A 17,571-nucleotide genomic window follows, 5' to 3' on the forward strand; every position below is an offset into this window, starting at 1 on the left:
TAATGTGTAAATTAAAAAAAATACGGCGATTTCCAATTTAAATAGAAACTTTACATTTCAAAACCCCAAAACCAATGACGAAGACAAGGATAATTACATTGTTCTTATTGCTTTTTGCTGCCGCCATAAATGCCCAGCAAAAAGTGATCCCGCTTTATAACGGTGCCGATCCGGGTTCCGAAAACTGGACCTATAACGAAAAAGTGAAAGAATATAACCAGCCAACTTTTCATGGTTCGGTTGTTTATGATGTTTCCCGCCCTACCCTAACCGTTTACCCGGCTGATCCCGCTATTAATACCGGCACCGCGATGATTGTTTGCCCGGGCGGTGGTTTTTATATTTTATCCATGACGAGTGAGGGTACCGAAGTGGCCCATTGGCTGAATCAAAAAGGCATTACGGTTTTCGTATTAAAGTATAGGCTGGCCGAAAGCCTTACAAATGACCCCGCAACTGAGCTTTTTACCAATCTGCAGAAAAAAGATTTTAACGAAAAGATAAAATCCATCGTACCGTTAAGTATTGCCGATGGGAAAGAAGCAATCAGGTATGTACGTGAACATGCGGCCGAATATGGTATCTCGCCTTCGCGCATCGGCATCATCGGGTTCTCGGCTGGTGGTACGGTTGCGGCGGCATCGGCCTTTAAATACACCGCCGAAAACCGGCCCGATTTTGTAGCGCCGATATATGGATTTCTGCCGCATGAACTGCAAACTGACCTCGCCAAAGATGAACCGCCGATGTATATCGCCGCAGCTTCGGACGATCAATTGGGGCTGGCCCCGCATAGCGTTGAGCTTTATTCAAAATGGCTGGCTGCCAAATTCCCTGTTGAAATGCACATGTACGTAAAAGGCGGACATGGATTTGGGATGAATAAACAAAACATCCCTACAGATACCTGGATTGACCGCTTTGGTGACTGGCTGGGCGAACTGGGTCTTTTGAAACCTATCGACCCAAAAGTGCAGGTACACCTGGACGAGGAAGAAAAAAACAGGAAAGTTAATGCCGAACGGCCCGCCAAAGACTGGGCATTCATCAAAAAATACGAGGAAGAAAATAGTAAAGTACCTGCACCAGCTGAAGGCGAAAATCGTGTTGTTTTTATGGGCAACTCCATCACCGAAGGCTGGAACAGCTGGGGCGACCCGGCTTTCTTTACGGGAAAGCCTTATTATGACCGGGGTATCAGCGGGCAAACAAGCGGGCAAATGCTGGTGCGCTTCCGCGAGGATGTGATCAACCTAAAACCAAAGGTGGTGCTGATAATGGCCGGGATAAATGATATCGCCGAAAACAACGGCCCCTCAAAACTGGAGGATGTTTTTGGCAATATCGTATCTATGGCTGTGCTCGCCAAATCGGCCCATATAAAAGTAGTGTTATGCTCTGTTATGCCTGCTTTCCGTTTCCCCTGGCGGCCGGCTATCGACCCTGTCCCCGGTATAGCCAAACTGAATACCATGATAAAAGACTATTGCGATCAAAACCATATGGTTTATTGTGATTATTTTACCGCTATGGCGGATGACCGCAGGGGTTTACCTGCAGCCTTGTCCGGCGATGGCGTCCACCCCAACCTTGCAGGTTATAAAATGATGGAGCCTATTGCTGAGAAGGCGATTGCGCAGGCGTTGGGGAGGTAGAGGTTAGTCCGAAAGTCAGTAAAGTCCGTAAGTCCGAAAGAAGCTGCAGTTGACGTTTCGGCAAAAAGGGCCTGAGCCATATAGAAAAAAGCAAATGCAATACCACGCGTCGGTGTCATGGTGAGGCACTCGAACCATGCGGGCAAAGGCCTTTACGCGCGCACTTCGAGAGCCTCAGTGTGACACCCTTCTTTATTATTTCACTACCGGCAAAATCAGTTTTGATTGGTTATGATAAATATTGATGGTTTCCTTTAAAAAGTCCGAATCCTTAGCGTGGTAAATATCAATAAACTGCTGGGGGTTGCGGTCGACCAAAGGAAACCAGCTGCTTTGTACCTGCACCATAATGCGGTGGCCTTTTTTAAAGGTATGGGCCACATCTGGGATGGAATATTTAACTTCGGTTGGTTTTCCGGGCACAAAAGCCTCGGGGTTTGAATAGCTGTTACGATACCTGCCGCGCATAATTTCGGCATGTACCAGCATCTGGTAGCCGCCCATAGGGTATTTTAAAACGGGGTCAGTTTCGGCATAAATATCTACATCATTATAGCTGCCTTTATCCGGGAAAACATCTACCAGTTTAACCACAAAATCTGCATCGGTATTGGAGATACTTACCATCAGGTCGGCAATTACAGGGCCGGCAAGGGTGACATCACCGGTTAAGGTATCGGTTTGATAAACCAGCACATCGGTGCGGCGGGCCGCGAAGCGCTGGTCGTCGGTCATGTAAGTACGGGTGCGGTTGTAATGCACATCCTGGGTATAAGGCACCGGTTTTGCCGGGTCGCTGATATATGTATCGAATGTCGGCTGGCTGGTTTTAGAGGCTGTAAACGACAAATTTCCATTTTGTCCGAGATAAATATCTGTTGGCGTTACATCCGCGGGCGGCCATTGCGGCAATTGGTGCCATTTGTTTTCGCCGGTAAAAAATACGGTGGCTTTGCTGATTGGGTCAACAGAACCCTTTCCGCGCAGGTAAAATTCAAAAAACGGGATCTCGATATTATTGGCATACCATTCGCTGGTGTTGCTGCCCCACTGCACATTACCCAGGTGGGTGCCATCGTTATTGCGCCATTGCTCGTGGTACCAGGGGCCCATCACCAAACGGTTATTGGTGGCAGGGCTTTGTTTATCAATCGCTTTGTACAAATTCCATGCGCCAAAGCAGTCTTCGGCATCAAATTCCCCTCCCACTACCAACATGGCCGGTTTTACATCTTTAACACCAACCCTGGCGTTACGGGCCATCCACCAGGCATCCCGGTTGGGATGGTTCATCATTTCGTTCCAGAATTTCAAACTGTCACCTGCCAGTTTGGTAAGGTTGGGCAACGCGCCTTCGCTCAAAAAAAACTGGTAATTATCATGTATTGCCGGGTCATAAGTTGGCGCAGCTACAGTAGTCGGGCGAGGGTGAGGCACTCCAAAACCAAATTGCTTGTAAAACGCGAAGGCATCCATCTGGAAAAACGCACCATTGTGGTGGAAATCATCCCCCACAAACCAATCCGTAACGGGTGCTTCGGGGCTAACGGCTTTTAATGCAGGGTGGCCGCTCAACGAGGCCATGGTTGAATAAAAGCCCGGATAGGAAATCCCAAACACCCCCACATTGCCATTATTATCTGGCAGGTTTTTTATCATCCAGTCGATGGTATCATACGTATCGCTGGCCTCATCAATATCTTTGTTTGTTTTTTTGTTGGGGTTAAAAGGGCGCACGTCGGCAAATTCGCCTTCGCTATTCCATCGGCCCCTTACATCTGCTATCACCATGATGTAGCCTTTTTTGCAATACTGGATCAAATGGTTCACCCAAAACGGGCGAAACTGGCCTTTACCATAAGGCGCACAGGAATAAGGGGTACGCTCCATCAGGATGGGATGTTTTTCCGAATTATCCTTTGGCAGGTAGGCCGAAATAAACAGCTTTACCCCATCGCGCATCGGGATGCTTACTTCTGTTTTGGTATAATTATTTACCAGCCAAACCGAATCGGCATTTTGGGCAAAAGCCAAAACAGGGAACAGGAAAAACACAAGGGTGTATAATTTCTTCATGATTATAATTGTGAGGTCAATAGGGTAAAGATGGAGATTTTTTTGATTGAAAGGAAATGAATCGAAATAACTCAATCGCCCTGTGCGACAGATTCCTCTCTCGGGAAGGCAGGGGCGTGTTATTCTATTTCAGGAATTGGGGATAACCACTGGCATTGTTCACCACACACCCCTCCGCCCCTCTCAAGAGGGGAATCGCACAGGGCCATGCGCCTAAAACGGCCTGCGCGTCGGGTTCCCCTCTTGAGAGGGGCAGGGGTGTGTTATTCTACGTTCAGGAATTGGGCATAAACCCTGGTATTATTAACCACACACCCCTTCGCTCCTCACAAGATGGGAATCGCATGGGGCCCATGCGCATTAAAACGGCCTGCGCGTCGGGCTCCCCTGTTGAGAGGGGCAGTGGGGTGTTTCTTCTTTTTTTGAAGAAATTGGCTATTTTCACATCAAATACGCTAAACCGTAACCTTATGCGCCGCAAAATCATCCCTTACAACTCAAACCTTAAACTGTTAGCTCGAAAACTAAGGAATGATAGTACATTAGGCGAGGTACTGCTTTGGAACGAGCTAAAAAATAAACAATTTTATGGGTACGATTTTCACCGGCAAAAGCCGTTATTGAACTACATTGTTGATCTGTATTGTTATGAGCTCGAATTAGTCATAGAAATTGATGGGCTTTACCACAACTGGGAAGAACAGGATAGTCGGGACGTTTTGCGGGATAACGAACTGAGCAGCTACGGCTTGACGGTTCTTCGTTTTACAGAAAAGGAGGTAAGAAAAAATATGCCGGATGTTTTGCGAACTATAGAACTGCATGTTTTTAATCGTGATCCTGACGCATTTCTTCCAACCGAACACGAATAACACAAAACTCAGCATTATCCATAACACACCCCTCCGCCCCTCTCAAGAGGGGAATCGCACAAGGCCCGGCTTTTTGGCGCTACTTATTCAACGCCCTCAACTTCTTCATAATATAAATCCCTGCAGGGGTTAGCTGATCGGGTGTCGATCCCACTAGTCATCCCCGAGTCAGGTTACCGATTACTTACCATAATAATCAAACGCCGCTTTCGCAATTTTTGAGATCACACCTTCGCGGGTGGCTTCATCATTGGTGGAGTTGCAAACAAAAACCGAAATAACGAGGTGCTTGCCATTAGGCAAAGTAATAATGCCCACATCATTTGTTGCCGGAGACAAGCCCTCGGCATTGGTTGGCGATGTGCCTGTTTTATGGGCCACAACTGTACCGGAAGGTAATAGACCTTTTAACCTGTTAGGGCCGGTGGTAGTTTCGGTCATTATTTTGTATAAGGTATCTGTTGTGGATTTGGCCAAAATTTTGCCGCGGTAAAATCGATCGAGCAGCGTGGTCATTTCAACGGGCTTGCACCAATTGGTATATTGAAGCTCCCACATGGATGCCATATCAGCTTCAGACGCCCGGATGGCGATGCCTTTGATACCAATATGCAACATATAATCCTGAACGGTTTTTGTCCCTCCTATCGTTTTTAACAGGAAGTCGCAGGCGTTATTATCACTTTCGGCAACCATGTATTTTACTATTTCACTTAAAGGTAGGTCTACGCCCTTCGGATATTTGTCGCGCATCGGGCTATGGGTGTCTTTTACCAGGTCGCGTTTGGGGATGTGCATCACCTGGCTTAACGTATACACTCCGCTGTCAACCAAATGCATCACTGTAAGCGCTATCGGGAACTTCATCACACTATGCAAAACAAGGCGTGCTTTGCCGTTATACGAAAGCGTGTCGCCTGTTTCTGTGTTTAATATAGAAACGCCGACGATGCCTTTAACAGGTTTTGACAATTCTTCGATACGGCTGCGGAGTGCCGCATCTTTTCCGGACTGTGCAAAAGCAGGTGTAATAAAAATAAAGGCTATAAATGCAGATAGAATAAAGCTTTTCATATCCTAAATAACGCAATTATTTGACATGAAGTTTAATCCAGCTGCAAATAATATTCATCGCTACCGGCGACATGGTTTCGGTTATTTGTTCATATTCTGCAACATCCCCGGTATTAGCGGTTTGAAATAAATGGTTTAGCCCGGCAATAGTTTTTACCTCAAAATCTTTGTTGCCGCTTTTGGTTAATATCTCTTTTATCCTGCCTAAATTTTCAGCCGCGTCAACCTGCGTATCCTTTCCGCCGGTTACTGCCAAAACGGGGCATTTTACTTTGCTTAACGCAATGACAGGGTCGTAACTGATAAAAAAACGCAGCCAGCCCGAATTATAGGTACCATCATAGGTTTTTAAAACATCCGCCATTGAGGCTTTGGGAACGTTTAACGCATCTAAAGTTTTTTGCGTTTGATCCTTTTTCCAGGCTTCGAAAACCGGTGGAATTTGCTGGTCAAGATCAGCCTGTGTAGCCGAAGTTGCAAACAAACTCAATATGCTAAAGTGTAGTTTTTTATAAGCCGCAACCGACGTGCTGTCTATCCCCTGTTCCTTTAGCGCCCGGGCCGATTGTTCAGTCAAAATCTGTGCGCCGCTAACACCCGGCCCTCCCCATAATACTATAAAAGCCACATCTTTACGCCGTGCGGCCACCATTGGGGCAATCATTCCTCCTTCGCTATGGCCGATGAGGCCAAGTTGTTTTTTGTCTATTTCGGGCCTTGTTTCCAGGTAATTAAGGCTGGCCTCCACATCGTAGGAAAAATCAAGGCTTGTTTTTTGGTTGATATCTTTTCCCAGTGAGCTTTTGCCTGCGCCCCTGTCATCCACCCGTAAAACTGCTATGCCGTTTTTAGTCAGGTAATCGGCCAGCACCCAGTAAGGCTGGTGCCCCATCATGGTACCGTTCCTGTCCTGTGTGCCGCTCCCGCTGATGATAATTACCGCCGGAAATTTACCTTCACCATCCGGCCGGGTAAATGTAGCGCCGTAATGCTGGCTCTTATCAGCATTATCATATTCTACCTCTTCGCTATGATAACCATAAGGAGGCCTGGGGGTTTGCGGCCTTATTTTCTCAGCTGATAAGTTCGCTTTTTCCGCGCCAGTTATTTTTTTTAGGCTGAGGGGCAATTTTGCGATGCCCTGGCTAAAAGTTCCGCTGATGCTATCTTTTCCGGCCAAAACACCTTTATACCCCCCTTTGATGATTGCGATCCCGATAAATAAGCTATCTTTTTTAACAAAAGTACTGCTACAGGCAATACCAAATGCCTTTTGGTCGGGACTGTCAAACGTAGAGGAGTAGCTGGTATCCGATGTTTTTTTAATATTAAAAACCAGATGCAGCTTTACACCGCTTACAGAGATGGCGCCTACCCAGCTACCTGTAACATCCTGTGCTTTAAGCTGACCGGCAAAACAAATCACTAAGGCCGCTAACAATAATTTTTTCATGAATTTTGATTTACCTGGTGTTTTTTAAAATATACAAACGAATAAATAACGGGTATTAAAGCCATAATGACAACGAAGCTTGTAAAAAGGATAGTCGCAATGGTCGCGGGCAAAATGAGCATGACCATGGTAATCAGCAAGCCGCCAACAAACCATATTTTGCCGGCCAGCCGGTGTGTTGCCCGCCAGTTATCCTCACTTTCCAATGTCCATGGCGTGCGGATCCCCGCAAAATAGTTGGGTTTAATACTGTTCATCATATTGCCGATGAAAGCAAACAACAGGCCTATCACCGGGAACAGCAGTTTTTCAATAGGGAAACCATGATGTGCTGTTGCGTAGGCAATGCCTATGTTTAAGGCCGCCATAAACACCACAAGGCCCAGGCCCAATTTCTGAAAGGTACCTTCGCCGTATCTGATCTGTTTTTTCGGATCTATAGCCGGCAAAAATTTCAACAGCAGGTAAACCAGTGCCGAAACGCCTGTTAATATAATGGGCCCGATTAAAAATTCGTTTTTACTGCCATACCTGTCCACCGTTCCGTTGATGCCATAATGCACCGGCACTGTTTGCGGCAGGGATGGAAATAAGATCCATATATAAACCACCGGCAGTAACCATACCACCAGTGCCGCGCCATCTAATAAGGTAAACTTTTTCATTTTGATGAGTTATTTTTTTTGTGATTGTAAACTGATGATCCATTTCAGCATTTCGTCCATAACTGTGGTATTTAAAGAATAAAAAATAAACTGTCCCTCTTTTACTGAAACCACTAATCCCGCCTGCCTGAGCAAGTCGAGATGGTGCGAAATACTGGGTTTCGAGATATTAAACTGGTCCGCTATCTCCCCCGCCGTAAGGTCCTTTTCCTTTAATAATTCCAAAATTTCTCTCCGGGTAGGGTCATTTAATGCTTTAAACAGTAAATTCAAATCAACCTCCATTTAAATATTTAGACAAATATCTAAATACTTTGTTACAAACAAAATATTTATTGAATTTTCAGGCGGATAATGATTAACTCCCAAATAATCCGTTTCTTGTAGAAGCAAAACGAAACGCTTTATGCAACGAAGAAATTTTATTAAAACAGGCGCCGCGGCCGGCTTATCCATAACAGCTATAGCCACAACATCATTTATTGCCCAACCAGCTGAGACAAGATACCCCGCCCGCCCAAAAGCCGACGATTTTGTTTTAAATGAAATAACCATCGATCTGCTCCAGCAGAAAATGCATAAAGGGGAATATAGCTCGGTGGCGATTACCAGGCTATATTTACAGCGGATTGAGGAGATTGATAAAAACGGGCCGAAACTAAATTCGGTGATTGAGCTCAACCCGGATGCGCTGGCTATTGCTGAAGCAATGGACAGGGAACGTGCAGCCGGAAAAATTCGCGGGCCCCTGCATGGCATCCCGGTATTAATAAAGGATAACATCAGCACTGGCGACAAAATGCATACTACTGCAGGGGCGCTGGCCATAGCAGATAATGTAATGGCAGCCGATGCCTTCATTATTCAAAAGCTTAGAACAGCAGGCGCGGTTTTGCTGGGAAAGACCAATTTGAGCGAATGGGCCAATTTCAGGTCGGAGCACTCCACCAGCGCGTGGAGCAGTCGTGGCGGGCAAACCAAATGCCCCTATATTTTAGACCGGAACCCAAGCGGATCGAGCGCCGGGTCAGGTTCTGCGGCTTCGGCCAACTTGTGTGCCATTGCTATAGGTACAGAAACGGATGGGTCGATTGTATCGCCCTCATCAATAAACGGATTGGTCGGCATCAAACCAACGGTTGGTTTGTGGAGCCGCACAGGCATTATCCCCATTTCAAAAACACAGGATACCGCCGGGCCAATGGCGCGAACCGTGAAAGACGCCGCAATTTTATTAGGCGCGTTGGCCGGCGAAGATCCGCAGGATAGCTATACCGCTGCCAGTAAAGGGAAATTACAAGCCGATTACGCCAAATTTTTAGATATAAACGGGCTGCAGGGCAAAAGGATTGGGGTTGAAAAGGATGGTTTAAAAGTTAGCCCGGCAATGGATGCGATATTTCAGGAGGCGATGGAACTGCTGAAAAGCAAGGGTGCCACCATTGTGGAGGTTGAGTTATACAAACTGCTAAAGCCAAACGGGCACGATGAATTTAAAGTATTACTATATGAATTTAAGGACGGCCTGAATAAGTATTTAAGTACCGCCAATTCAAAAGTAAAATCGCTGGCCGATGTAATTGCATTTAACAAACAGAATGAAGCCGCGGCCATGCCGTTCTTTAAACAGGATACACTTGAACTTGCCGATACCAAAGGCGGGCTGGATACCAAAGAGTATCTGGATGCCGTAAAAAACACTACCGAAACAACGCGAAATGCCATCGATAAGTTATTGACCGACAACAAGCTTGATGCCATAATAGCCCCCACCAATGGTTTTGCCTGCTGTATCGACCTGGTAAACGGCGATTATGATAACGGATTTTCTTTTTCAACGCCTGCGGCAATGGCAGGTTACCCCCATATTACCGTGCCCATGGGTTATTTTAATGAATTACCGGTCGGCCTGTCATTCATCAGCAGCGCTTATAAAGAAGGCGATATTATTAAACAGGCTTATGCTTATGAGCAAGCATCGAAAAAAAGGGTGCCGCCAAGGTTTAAAGGGCCGTTGGTTGGATAATTGAGCCTTTAAAGGAGGATCTATTCGCAGCTGTAATGCCTATTTAACAAAATACCAATAAAGGTAAATAGCCATCACCAGGAAAATAAACAGATCCGAAACCATCGCTATCACCTCATTGGCGCCGGCTGGTTTTTTTATGATATGATGAACTCCGGCAATTCCCATATACAATCCACCGACAAATGCAGCTGCCGGGCACCATCCAGGGAGAAGTATGGAAAGTATCCCGATGAGCCCCATGCAAACATTAGCAAAGCCTAATTCCCTGACAATTACCTGGCTGCCTGCATCGTTAATATGGAAGATATGCTGTGCGGTAAAGGCGGGTTTCGCAGCCTGCCTTAGCCCTGCGGTAAATAACCTTACGCCTATGGCCCAAAAAACAAACCACTTACCGGTTAATGCCATCAAAGCCATATCGGGATTGTAATATGTATCAATAGCAATGGATATTATTGGCAATAGTAACATCAATAACATGATAACAGCAAAATAGCCTTTACTAAAACCCTTGTTGGCGGTTTCCTTTTTCATGTGGCATAAATAATTGTGTTTACGATAACAGGTACCCAAAGATGAGTAAAGTTTTACTTAATTTGCAACACGAAACTGCACACCGTAAACTTAAAACTGCAAACTGATATGGAATTTGGCCGTGTAAAACCCGAAGAACTGGCAGACGTAGATTTTACGCTTCCCCCTGACCCTGAGTTAACTATTACTACCTTAAAAGAAGCTAAGGGCGACCAGCCATTGCAGGTACATGTCGGCTGCGCCAAATGGGGCCGCAAAGAATGGGTGGGCCAGATCTATCCGCCTAAAACCAAAGAGGCTAATTTTTTGGATGAATATGTAAAGCATTTTGATTGTATTGAACTGAATGCCACTTTTTATAATATTTACGGGCCCGAAACTATTTTAAAATGGAAGGAAAAGGCTGCGCCAAACCCGGGTTTTAAGTTTTGCCCCAAGTTTTCGCAAAGTATTACGCATATCCGCAGGTTAAAAAACGCGGATGAGATCACTACCAAATACTACGAAGGCATTATGGCTTTCGGCGAAAACCTGGGTCCGCTGTTTTTACAGGTAGGTGATAACTTTACCCCAAAAAGCCTGCCTGATCTGAAAGCTTACCTTGAACATATTCCAAAAGATGTACCTGTATTTCTGGAGTTGAGGCATAAAGAGTGGTTTGCTAACGCAGAAAACCGGGATGCCATATTCAACCTGCTGCATGAGCTTAAAATCGGCGCGGTAATAACCGATGCTTCGGGCCGCAGGGATGTTGTGCATATGACTTTGCCAACACCACATGCCTTTATCCGTTTTGTGGGCAATGGCCTCCACCCTACCGACTATACCCGAGTTGATGAATGGGTGGCACGCATTAAACAATGGCAGCAAATGGGCCTGCAATCTGTTTGGTTTTTAATGCACCAGCACGAAGAGGAATTTTCGCCCAGGCTGGTGGATTATGTGGTAAAACAAATCAATCAGGAACTAGGGCTGAGCCTTAAACGTCCTCATTTTTTGGATGATGATAAAGAAGGGTTGTTTGCATAGTTTGTCTGAACTCGAATTTTTCGAATTAAAGAATTACCGGAATTTTTAGATGCAATAGATATCTAATCTCCTGATAATTCTATGAATTCGACAAATTCAAAAAATTCGAGTTCAGACTAAGATACCATTCCCGAAATTACATTGATACTTAAGGCCAATATAGCCGTATTAAATGCAAACGACATCAGCGAGTGCATCAGGCAAACGCGGCGAATCCGGCGCGAGGATATTTCGACATCGGACACCTGGAATGTCATACCCACAATAAACGAGAAGTAAACAAACTCCAGGTAATCCGGCTGATCTTTGCCGGGGAACTGAAGTCCGCCAATCCCTTTGAACTCACCATCCACATCGGTATTTTCATCATAGTACAAGTGTGCATAACGCAATGTAAATATAGTATGCAGCAGCCACCACGAAATTAATACGGCGCCAATCGCCAGCAGGATATGTCTGGCTTTAACCGCTTCCGGCAGCCCTTTGGTTGATTTCAGGAGAAATATAATTGCCACGAGGCTTGCAATTGACGCAGCTGAAATAAACACAAAGAGCAGCGTGCGGCTTGAATCCTGCAATTTGGCAATTTTTCTCACCTCGAGCGGGTGCGACGAAAGGATGATGATCCAATCAAGCAGGATAATGGTTAGCGCACAGCCGATCCAGGTTACCAGGGCCAGTGCGGGGGGCGACGTCCGGTTAAAATTATATACGAAAACTATTGCACCTACAAATAGCGCGATCAATACACGGTAATGGGCATCCAGCCGAAAAAAAAGTCTTTTGTCTGCTTTTATAGTTTTGGTCATAATTCAATGGGTTAACAGTTTTGATGGTTAATGGTTTGAATTAGTCCATGGTCGATGGACCATAAATCATAGCAATTATAGTGAAATTAAAGATTTTAATCGGTTTTACTGCGTAATTTGTCAAAAGGCGATGAACCAGGGGTTATTAACAACGAATTATTCTTCAATAATTTCGGCAACGCGGCCAACCTGGCCGTCTTCCAGCCTCACCTTAATACCGCGCGAATGATACGGCGAGCTGGTGAGCAGGTCTTTTACTATCCCCCGGGTCTTTTTTCCCGAACGCTGATCTTTTTTAAGGATAATGTCAACTTCAACGCCGGGGTAAATGTCTTCGCGGTTTCTTCCGTGCATAGCTAATTTATTTTTTGTCTCTTATTGACACCAGATCATTAGTGGTGACTATCTTATCAAAGCCCTTGCTCCTCAAACCAGTCGTCAGTTTTTTGTCGCCCGACCAAATCTTACATTTAAATTGTTTGGCGAACGCAACATATTGAATATCCTTCAAATCAATATCTTTCACCAGATCAAATGCCTCATCCCAAAACTCGTGGTTGATTTGCTCCTCCGAGATAAAGTTAATGTCTTTACAAACCAAATATTCTGTTTCCATAACTGATTCAAGGCTCGTACCTGACGCCTGGCAATTTTCTCATATTTAGATCTGATTTCATGCCGCAAAAATTCAGGTGAAATAAACTTAAAATACTTTTGGGAATTAATCAACAGATCGCCAATTTTTCCGTTAGAGTTCAAGATACCACTGTAAACAATATTGGCATCGACGATGATTTTCACTTATTAAATCTTGATTTATTCGCCTCCCACCAGGAGGAGTTGGTCTCTTCGGCCAATTTATCGGCGTCGGCTTGGGTAGCTTTGGATTTCGACGTTAGTTCGAGATATTTCAGGTAATCTATAATACGTTGCAGGCCAAACCTATCAATAGAAGATGGAATTGTAATTGTTATTTTGTCCTTATTTGCGTTTTCAATCACCATACACAAATATAATAAAATATTAAAAACAAATGTTTATTGCCCGTTAACTTAATTAACGCTGTACTAAGTTTTGAATTGCTGCTTCTACCTTCGCAAAATCAAAATTTTTCAAAACACTGTCCATTCCGGCAGTAATTTGATCATTGCCTAAATTGCCAATACTGCCCTCGTGGGTATGGTTTACTTGTTTATCCGGATTAAATTCTCCTTTTTCAATAGCATAGCCAACCTGTTTATAGGCATCACGGAATGGGGTGCCGCTTAATACCATCCGGTTTACTTCCTCCACGCTGAAGAGGTAGGCGTATTTGGGGTCGTTCAATATATCTTTATTTACGCTGATGTTTTGCAACATAAAAGTGGCCATGTGCAGGCAATTCTTCAGATCGGTAAACGCCGGGAACAGCAGTTCTTTTAATAGTTGCAGTTCACGATGATAACCCGATGGCAGGTTGGTGGTCATCATGGCCACATCATTGGGCAGTGCCTGCAGGCGGTTGCATTTGCCGCGCATAATTTCCCAAACGTCCGGGTTCTTTTTATGCGGCATAATACTGCTGCCGGTTGTTAAGGTATCCGGGTAACTTACAAAGGCAAAGTTCTGGCTTAAATACAGCGCCTGATCCATTGCCATTTTAGCCAATGTGGCTGCTATGGATGATAATGCCTGGGCAATTACCCGCTCTGTTTTTCCCCGGCCCATCTGGGCGTAAACAACGTTATAGTTCAGGCTTTCAAAACCTAATAATTTAGTGGTTAAAGTGCGGTTAAGCGGAAAAGATGAACCATAACCCGCAGCCGAGCCTAATGGATTTTTATTGGTGATCTTCCAGGCAGCTAAAACCATTTCCAGGTCATCGGCCAGGCTTTCGGCATAAGCGCCGAACCAAAGGCCGAACGAAGATGGCATCGCCACCTGCAAATGGGTATAGCCAGGCAGCAAAACATCTTTATATTTTTCACTTAGTTCGATGAGCTGGCGGAACAGAGTTTCGGTTTCTTCAACTACCTGTTGTAATTCGTGCCGGAAGAATAGTTTCAGGTCGACCAGCACCTGGTCGTTACGTGAACGGCCGCTATGGATCTTTTTGCCGGCATCGCCGATGCGTTGGGTAAGCAGCATTTCAACCTGCGAATGTACATCCTCTACCTCGGGCTGAATCGTAAATTCACCCGCCTCTATATCCTTATAAATGTTTTTTAATTCCTTTTGAACCAATTGCAGGTCGTCACCACTCATCAGACCAATACTTTCCAGCATTTGGGTATGCGCCAATGAGCCCAGCACATCAAAAGCCGCCATTTGCAGGTCAAACTCGCGGTCTCGACCAACAGTGAAATTTTCTACAAGTTCATTAACGGTGACGGACTTTTGCCAGATTTTAGCCATTTTAATTTACGATTTACGATTTACGAATTACGAATTCGTAAGATCAATTTCCGCGTAAGGTATTTAACGCGGCAACAATAATAGAAAGAAGTTCGTTTCCTTCCTTATAAATCGGATCGATTTTTTCTTTTATCTGAGGATTTAATTCAATCAACAGTTCTAAAAAGAACAGTGTTTCGTCCAATTCCTCTTCAACTATCTTTAATTTGTTTATAAAATCATTTTTTGATTTCGCTCTGCATGCGGCCCGGTAATTTGCTCCTGTAGAGCTTGCACTTCTGTTTAATTGATCAGCATAATTTTTGTTGACGATATTGTACGGAAGGCTAAGTACTAATCTTGCATTTGCTAACGAATAATTCTTAGTTCTTTGTTTAAGTTCTTATTTTGTCATGGCTACAGGTTTTTTTATAGCTAAACATAATCTAAAATAAATGAACAACCAAAAAATCGTAATTCGTAAATCGTAATTCGTAAATCAGATTATCTGTTCCAGCATTTTGATATACAATTCAATCCCTTCTCCAATTTCATCTACGTAAACAAACTCATCCGCCATATGTGATCGTGCGGAATCTCCGGGACCAATTTTCAGGGATGGGATATCCAGCAGCGCCTGGTCGGATGTAGTGGGCGAACCATAGGTTGTTCTACCCAGGGCAATGCCCGCCTGTACAATAGGGTGGCTTTTATCAATTTTTGAAGATTTGAGCCTTAACGAACGCGGGGTAACATCACAACTAACATGCTGTTTAATGACCTGCAAAACTTCTTCGTTACGATAGGTTTCAGGTACCCTTACATCCACCGTAAAAGTACAGGTTACCGGAACTACATTATGCTGCGAACCTGCATTGATAATAGTCACCGACATTTTTACCGGCCCGAAAGCCTCTGATTCTTTCGGAAAACGATAGTTCCGGAACCATTCAATATCTGTTAATGCTTTGTAAATGGCATTTTCACCTTCTTCGCGGGCGGCGTGGCCGGCCTTGCCATGGGCAACGCAATCCAAAACCATCAGTCCGCGTTCGGCAACAGCAAGCTGCATTTGGGTAGGCTCTCCCACTATAGCAAAATCAAGTTTTCCTAATTCCGGCAGGATAAATTCCAGGCCATGAATACCCGATACCTCTTCCTCAGCAGTAGCAGCCAGGCAAAAATTATATTTAAGATTCTCTTTGTTATAAAAATACAGGAATACCGAGATCAGCGAAACCAAACAGCCGCCTGCATCATTGCTACCCAGGCCATAAAGTTTACCATCTTCAATTTTCGCCTCGAACGGATCGCGCGTATAGCCGGGATTTGGTTTTACCGTATCATGATGCGAATTGAGCAGAATAGTTGGTTTAACAGGATCGAAATGCTTGTTCCATACCCAGATATTATTGAGCTTCCGATTGGTTTTAATCCCTTTATCCTGCAAAAGCTTTTCTATCAAGGCAGCTGTCTTATCTTCCTCCCGGCTGAATGATGGCGTTGAAATCAATTGCTGGAGCAGGCTTACCGCCTGTTCGGCCAATGTTTTTAGTTCAGTCATAAATGTGGGGCAAAAATAAGGTTTTTGGTGGAGGAATGTTGTAAGGTTGAAAAGTTGTAAGGTTGGAACGTTGAATAACGACGTTTATTGATAACTGATTGCAATAACATTACAACCTTTCAACATTCCAACTTTCCAACAACTCCTACTCTATTTTTGAATACTTGCGGGTATCATTCATGGTGATATACAACACCAGCGACAGTACAATACAAATGGTAACATACCAGTAAAACCATTCCTGGTGATGGTTATCTTTAAAATCAAGGGCGATGTACTCTGCTGAGCCGCCAAAAAGAGATACCGCTATGGCATAGGGAAATCCAACACCCAGCGCCCGCACATTGACCGGGAAGAGTTCGGCTTTTACCACTGCGTTAATAGAAGTATAACCGCTTACAATTACCAGCGCACACATGATCAACGCAAAGGCCGGCCAAAAATCTTTAGTGGTACTTAAGGTACTCATGATGGGGTAAGTGGTTAAAGCGCCAAGAATACCAAAACCGATCAGCAAAGGTTTGCGACCGATCTTATCCGACAGTAAGCCAAAAACCGGCTGCAGCAACATGAAAACGCCAAGGGTTAATGCCGAAATAAGGGTAGCGCTGTTTTTTGAGAAACCTGAAGTATTTACCAAAAACTTCTGCATGTAAGTGGTAAACGTGTAAAAAGCAACAGTGCCGCCAATGGTAAGCCCAATAACGGTAAAAACTGCGCGCGGATGCTGCATCAGCGACTTTAGGGTACCGCGGGTGTTATTTTTTTTGTCATCATCCAAAACCACTGTCTCCTGCATACTTCGCCGCAAATACATTACGGTTACCGCCAGCACGGCGCCAATGCCAAAAGGGATGCGCCAGCCCCATTGGTGCAATTGTGCAGGACTCAAAAATACGCGCTGCAACAAAACCAATACGCCAAGCGCGATCAACTGCCCCATAATTAGCGTTACGTATTGAAAACTGGAATAAAACCCGCGGTGCTTTTTGGTGGCCATTTCGCTGAGGTAGGTAGCGCTGGTGCCATATTCGCCGCCAACGCTCAAGCCCTGGATAATTCGCGCAATAACTAAAATTAAAGGGGCTGCAACGCCGATCTGTTTATAGCCGGGCACTACTGCTATCATCAGCGAACCAACGCTCATTAACAGTACGGACAGGGTTAAGGCGGCTTTTCGGCCTTTTTTGTCGGCGTACGACCCCATCAGCCAGCCGCCTATGGGGCGCATTAAAAAACCGATAGCGAAAATACCTGCCGTATTTAACAATTGAACGGTTTGGTTGTCGGATGGGAAAAAAGCGCCTGAAAAATAGAGCGTAAATGCCGAATAAACATACCAGTCGTACCATTCAACCAGGTTGCCGAGCGAACCGCCAACAATGGACCGGATGCGGTGGACAGTTATTTGGGTTGAATTTTCAGTTTTATCAGGCAT

At 44.8% G+C, this 17,571-nt stretch carries 16 protein-coding genes and 2 pseudogenes; 4 read left to right on the forward strand and 14 right to left on the reverse strand.

Going from position 1 to position 17,571, the window contains the following annotated elements; genetic code table 11:
* Positions 1 to 74: 74 nt before the first annotated feature.
* Positions 75 to 1,655: a GDSL-type esterase/lipase family protein gene (locus MgSA37_RS19380; protein WP_096354247.1), complete on the forward strand. Its 1,581-nt coding sequence runs from the start codon at positions 75 to 77 to the stop codon at positions 1,653 to 1,655.
* 195 nt (positions 1,656 to 1,850) lie between these two features.
* Here the strand turns inward: MgSA37_RS19380 and MgSA37_RS19385 are convergent, their stop codons facing one another.
* On the reverse strand, positions 1,851 to 3,731 hold the full coding sequence (locus tag MgSA37_RS19385; RefSeq protein WP_096354249.1) for a CocE/NonD family hydrolase: 1,881 nt from the start codon (positions 3,729 to 3,731) through the stop codon (positions 1,851 to 1,853).
* Between the two features lie 470 nt (positions 3,732 to 4,201).
* Between MgSA37_RS19385 and MgSA37_RS19390 the strand changes: the two genes are divergently transcribed.
* The gene (locus MgSA37_RS19390) at positions 4,202 to 4,603 is read left to right on the forward strand and encodes an endonuclease domain-containing protein (RefSeq protein WP_096357605.1); all 402 of its coding nucleotides are present in this window, start codon (positions 4,202 to 4,204) and stop codon (positions 4,601 to 4,603) included.
* Between the two features lie 180 nt (positions 4,604 to 4,783).
* Here MgSA37_RS19390 and bla read toward each other — a convergent pair whose 3' ends face one another.
* From bla to MgSA37_RS19410, 4 genes are read right to left on the reverse strand one after another with little or no spacing between them, the layout of a single operon-like run.
* Positions 4,784 to 5,677 (reverse strand): class A beta-lactamase, subclass A2, encoded by an 894-nt coding sequence (gene bla, locus MgSA37_RS19395; RefSeq protein WP_096354250.1) that lies wholly within the window; start codon positions 5,675 to 5,677, stop codon positions 4,784 to 4,786.
* Between the two features lie 16 nt (positions 5,678 to 5,693).
* Positions 5,694 to 7,130 carry an alpha/beta hydrolase family protein gene (locus MgSA37_RS19400; RefSeq protein WP_096354252.1) on the reverse strand — a complete coding sequence of 479 codons (1,437 nt, stop codon included), beginning with the start codon at positions 7,128 to 7,130 and terminating at the stop codon, positions 5,694 to 5,696.
* Positions 7,127 to 7,795 (reverse strand): SdpI family protein, encoded by a 669-nt coding sequence (locus MgSA37_RS19405; protein ID WP_096354253.1) that lies wholly within the window; start codon positions 7,793 to 7,795, stop codon positions 7,127 to 7,129. The genes MgSA37_RS19400 and MgSA37_RS19405 overlap by 4 nt, the downstream gene beginning before the upstream one ends.
* 9 nt (positions 7,796 to 7,804) lie before the next feature.
* On the reverse strand, positions 7,805 to 8,068 hold the full coding sequence (locus MgSA37_RS19410; protein ID WP_096357607.1) for an autorepressor SdpR family transcription factor: 264 nt from the start codon (positions 8,066 to 8,068) through the stop codon (positions 7,805 to 7,807).
* A 133-nt stretch (positions 8,069 to 8,201) separates the two neighbouring features.
* Here MgSA37_RS19410 and MgSA37_RS19415 point away from each other — a divergent pair, with 133 nt between their 5' ends.
* Positions 8,202 to 9,821, forward strand: coding sequence for an amidase (locus MgSA37_RS19415; protein WP_096354255.1), 1,620 nt, complete (start codon positions 8,202 to 8,204; stop codon positions 9,819 to 9,821).
* A gap of 39 nt (positions 9,822 to 9,860) precedes the next feature.
* Here MgSA37_RS19415 and MgSA37_RS19420 read toward each other — a convergent pair whose 3' ends face one another.
* Positions 9,861 to 10,358, reverse strand: coding sequence for a DUF6790 family protein (locus MgSA37_RS19420; protein WP_096354257.1), 498 nt, complete (start codon positions 10,356 to 10,358; stop codon positions 9,861 to 9,863).
* Between the two features lie 108 nt (positions 10,359 to 10,466).
* Here MgSA37_RS19420 and MgSA37_RS19425 point away from each other — a divergent pair, with 108 nt between their 5' ends.
* Positions 10,467 to 11,387 carry a DUF72 domain-containing protein gene (locus tag MgSA37_RS19425; RefSeq protein WP_096354258.1) on the forward strand — a complete coding sequence of 307 codons (921 nt, stop codon included), beginning with the start codon at positions 10,467 to 10,469 and terminating at the stop codon, positions 11,385 to 11,387.
* Positions 11,388 to 11,503: 116 nt separating this feature from the next.
* Here the strand turns inward: MgSA37_RS19425 and MgSA37_RS19430 are convergent, their stop codons facing one another.
* The 8 genes and pseudogenes from MgSA37_RS19430 to MgSA37_RS19470 form a co-directional block, all read right to left on the reverse strand.
* Positions 11,504 to 12,196, reverse strand: a complete 693-nt coding sequence (locus MgSA37_RS19430; RefSeq protein ID WP_096354260.1) for a DUF1345 domain-containing protein — start codon at positions 12,194 to 12,196, stop codon at positions 11,504 to 11,506.
* 156 nt (positions 12,197 to 12,352) lie between these two features.
* Positions 12,353 to 12,550, reverse strand: coding sequence for a YwbE family protein (locus tag MgSA37_RS19435; protein WP_096354261.1), 198 nt, complete (start codon positions 12,548 to 12,550; stop codon positions 12,353 to 12,355).
* A gap of 7 nt (positions 12,551 to 12,557) precedes the next feature.
* Positions 12,558 to 12,997, reverse strand: a pseudogene (locus tag MgSA37_RS29790) (PIN domain-containing protein).
* Positions 12,994 to 13,200 (reverse strand): hypothetical protein, encoded by a 207-nt coding sequence (locus tag MgSA37_RS19450; RefSeq protein ID WP_096354266.1) that lies wholly within the window; start codon positions 13,198 to 13,200, stop codon positions 12,994 to 12,996. The pseudogene MgSA37_RS29790 and the gene MgSA37_RS19450 overlap by 4 nt, the downstream one beginning before the upstream one ends.
* Before the next feature lie 52 nt (positions 13,201 to 13,252).
* On the reverse strand, positions 13,253 to 14,590 hold the full coding sequence (gene argH / locus MgSA37_RS19455) for an argininosuccinate lyase (protein WP_096354267.1): 1,338 nt from the start codon (positions 14,588 to 14,590) through the stop codon (positions 13,253 to 13,255).
* Positions 14,591 to 14,633: 43 nt separating this feature from the next.
* Positions 14,634 to 14,954: pseudogene (locus tag MgSA37_RS29795) on the reverse strand (four helix bundle protein); the annotation flags it as partial.
* A 114-nt stretch (positions 14,955 to 15,068) separates the two neighbouring features.
* Positions 15,069 to 16,133, reverse strand: a complete 1,065-nt coding sequence (locus MgSA37_RS19465) for a M20 family metallo-hydrolase (RefSeq protein ID WP_096354269.1) — start codon at positions 16,131 to 16,133, stop codon at positions 15,069 to 15,071.
* A gap of 145 nt (positions 16,134 to 16,278) precedes the next feature.
* Entirely contained in the window at positions 16,279 to 17,571 is a 1,293-nt protein-coding gene (locus tag MgSA37_RS19470; protein WP_096354270.1) for an MFS transporter, read from the reverse strand.

This window comes from Mucilaginibacter gotjawali (assembly GCF_002355435.1).
Taxonomy (GTDB): Bacteria; Bacteroidota; Bacteroidia; order Sphingobacteriales; family Sphingobacteriaceae; genus Mucilaginibacter; species Mucilaginibacter gotjawali.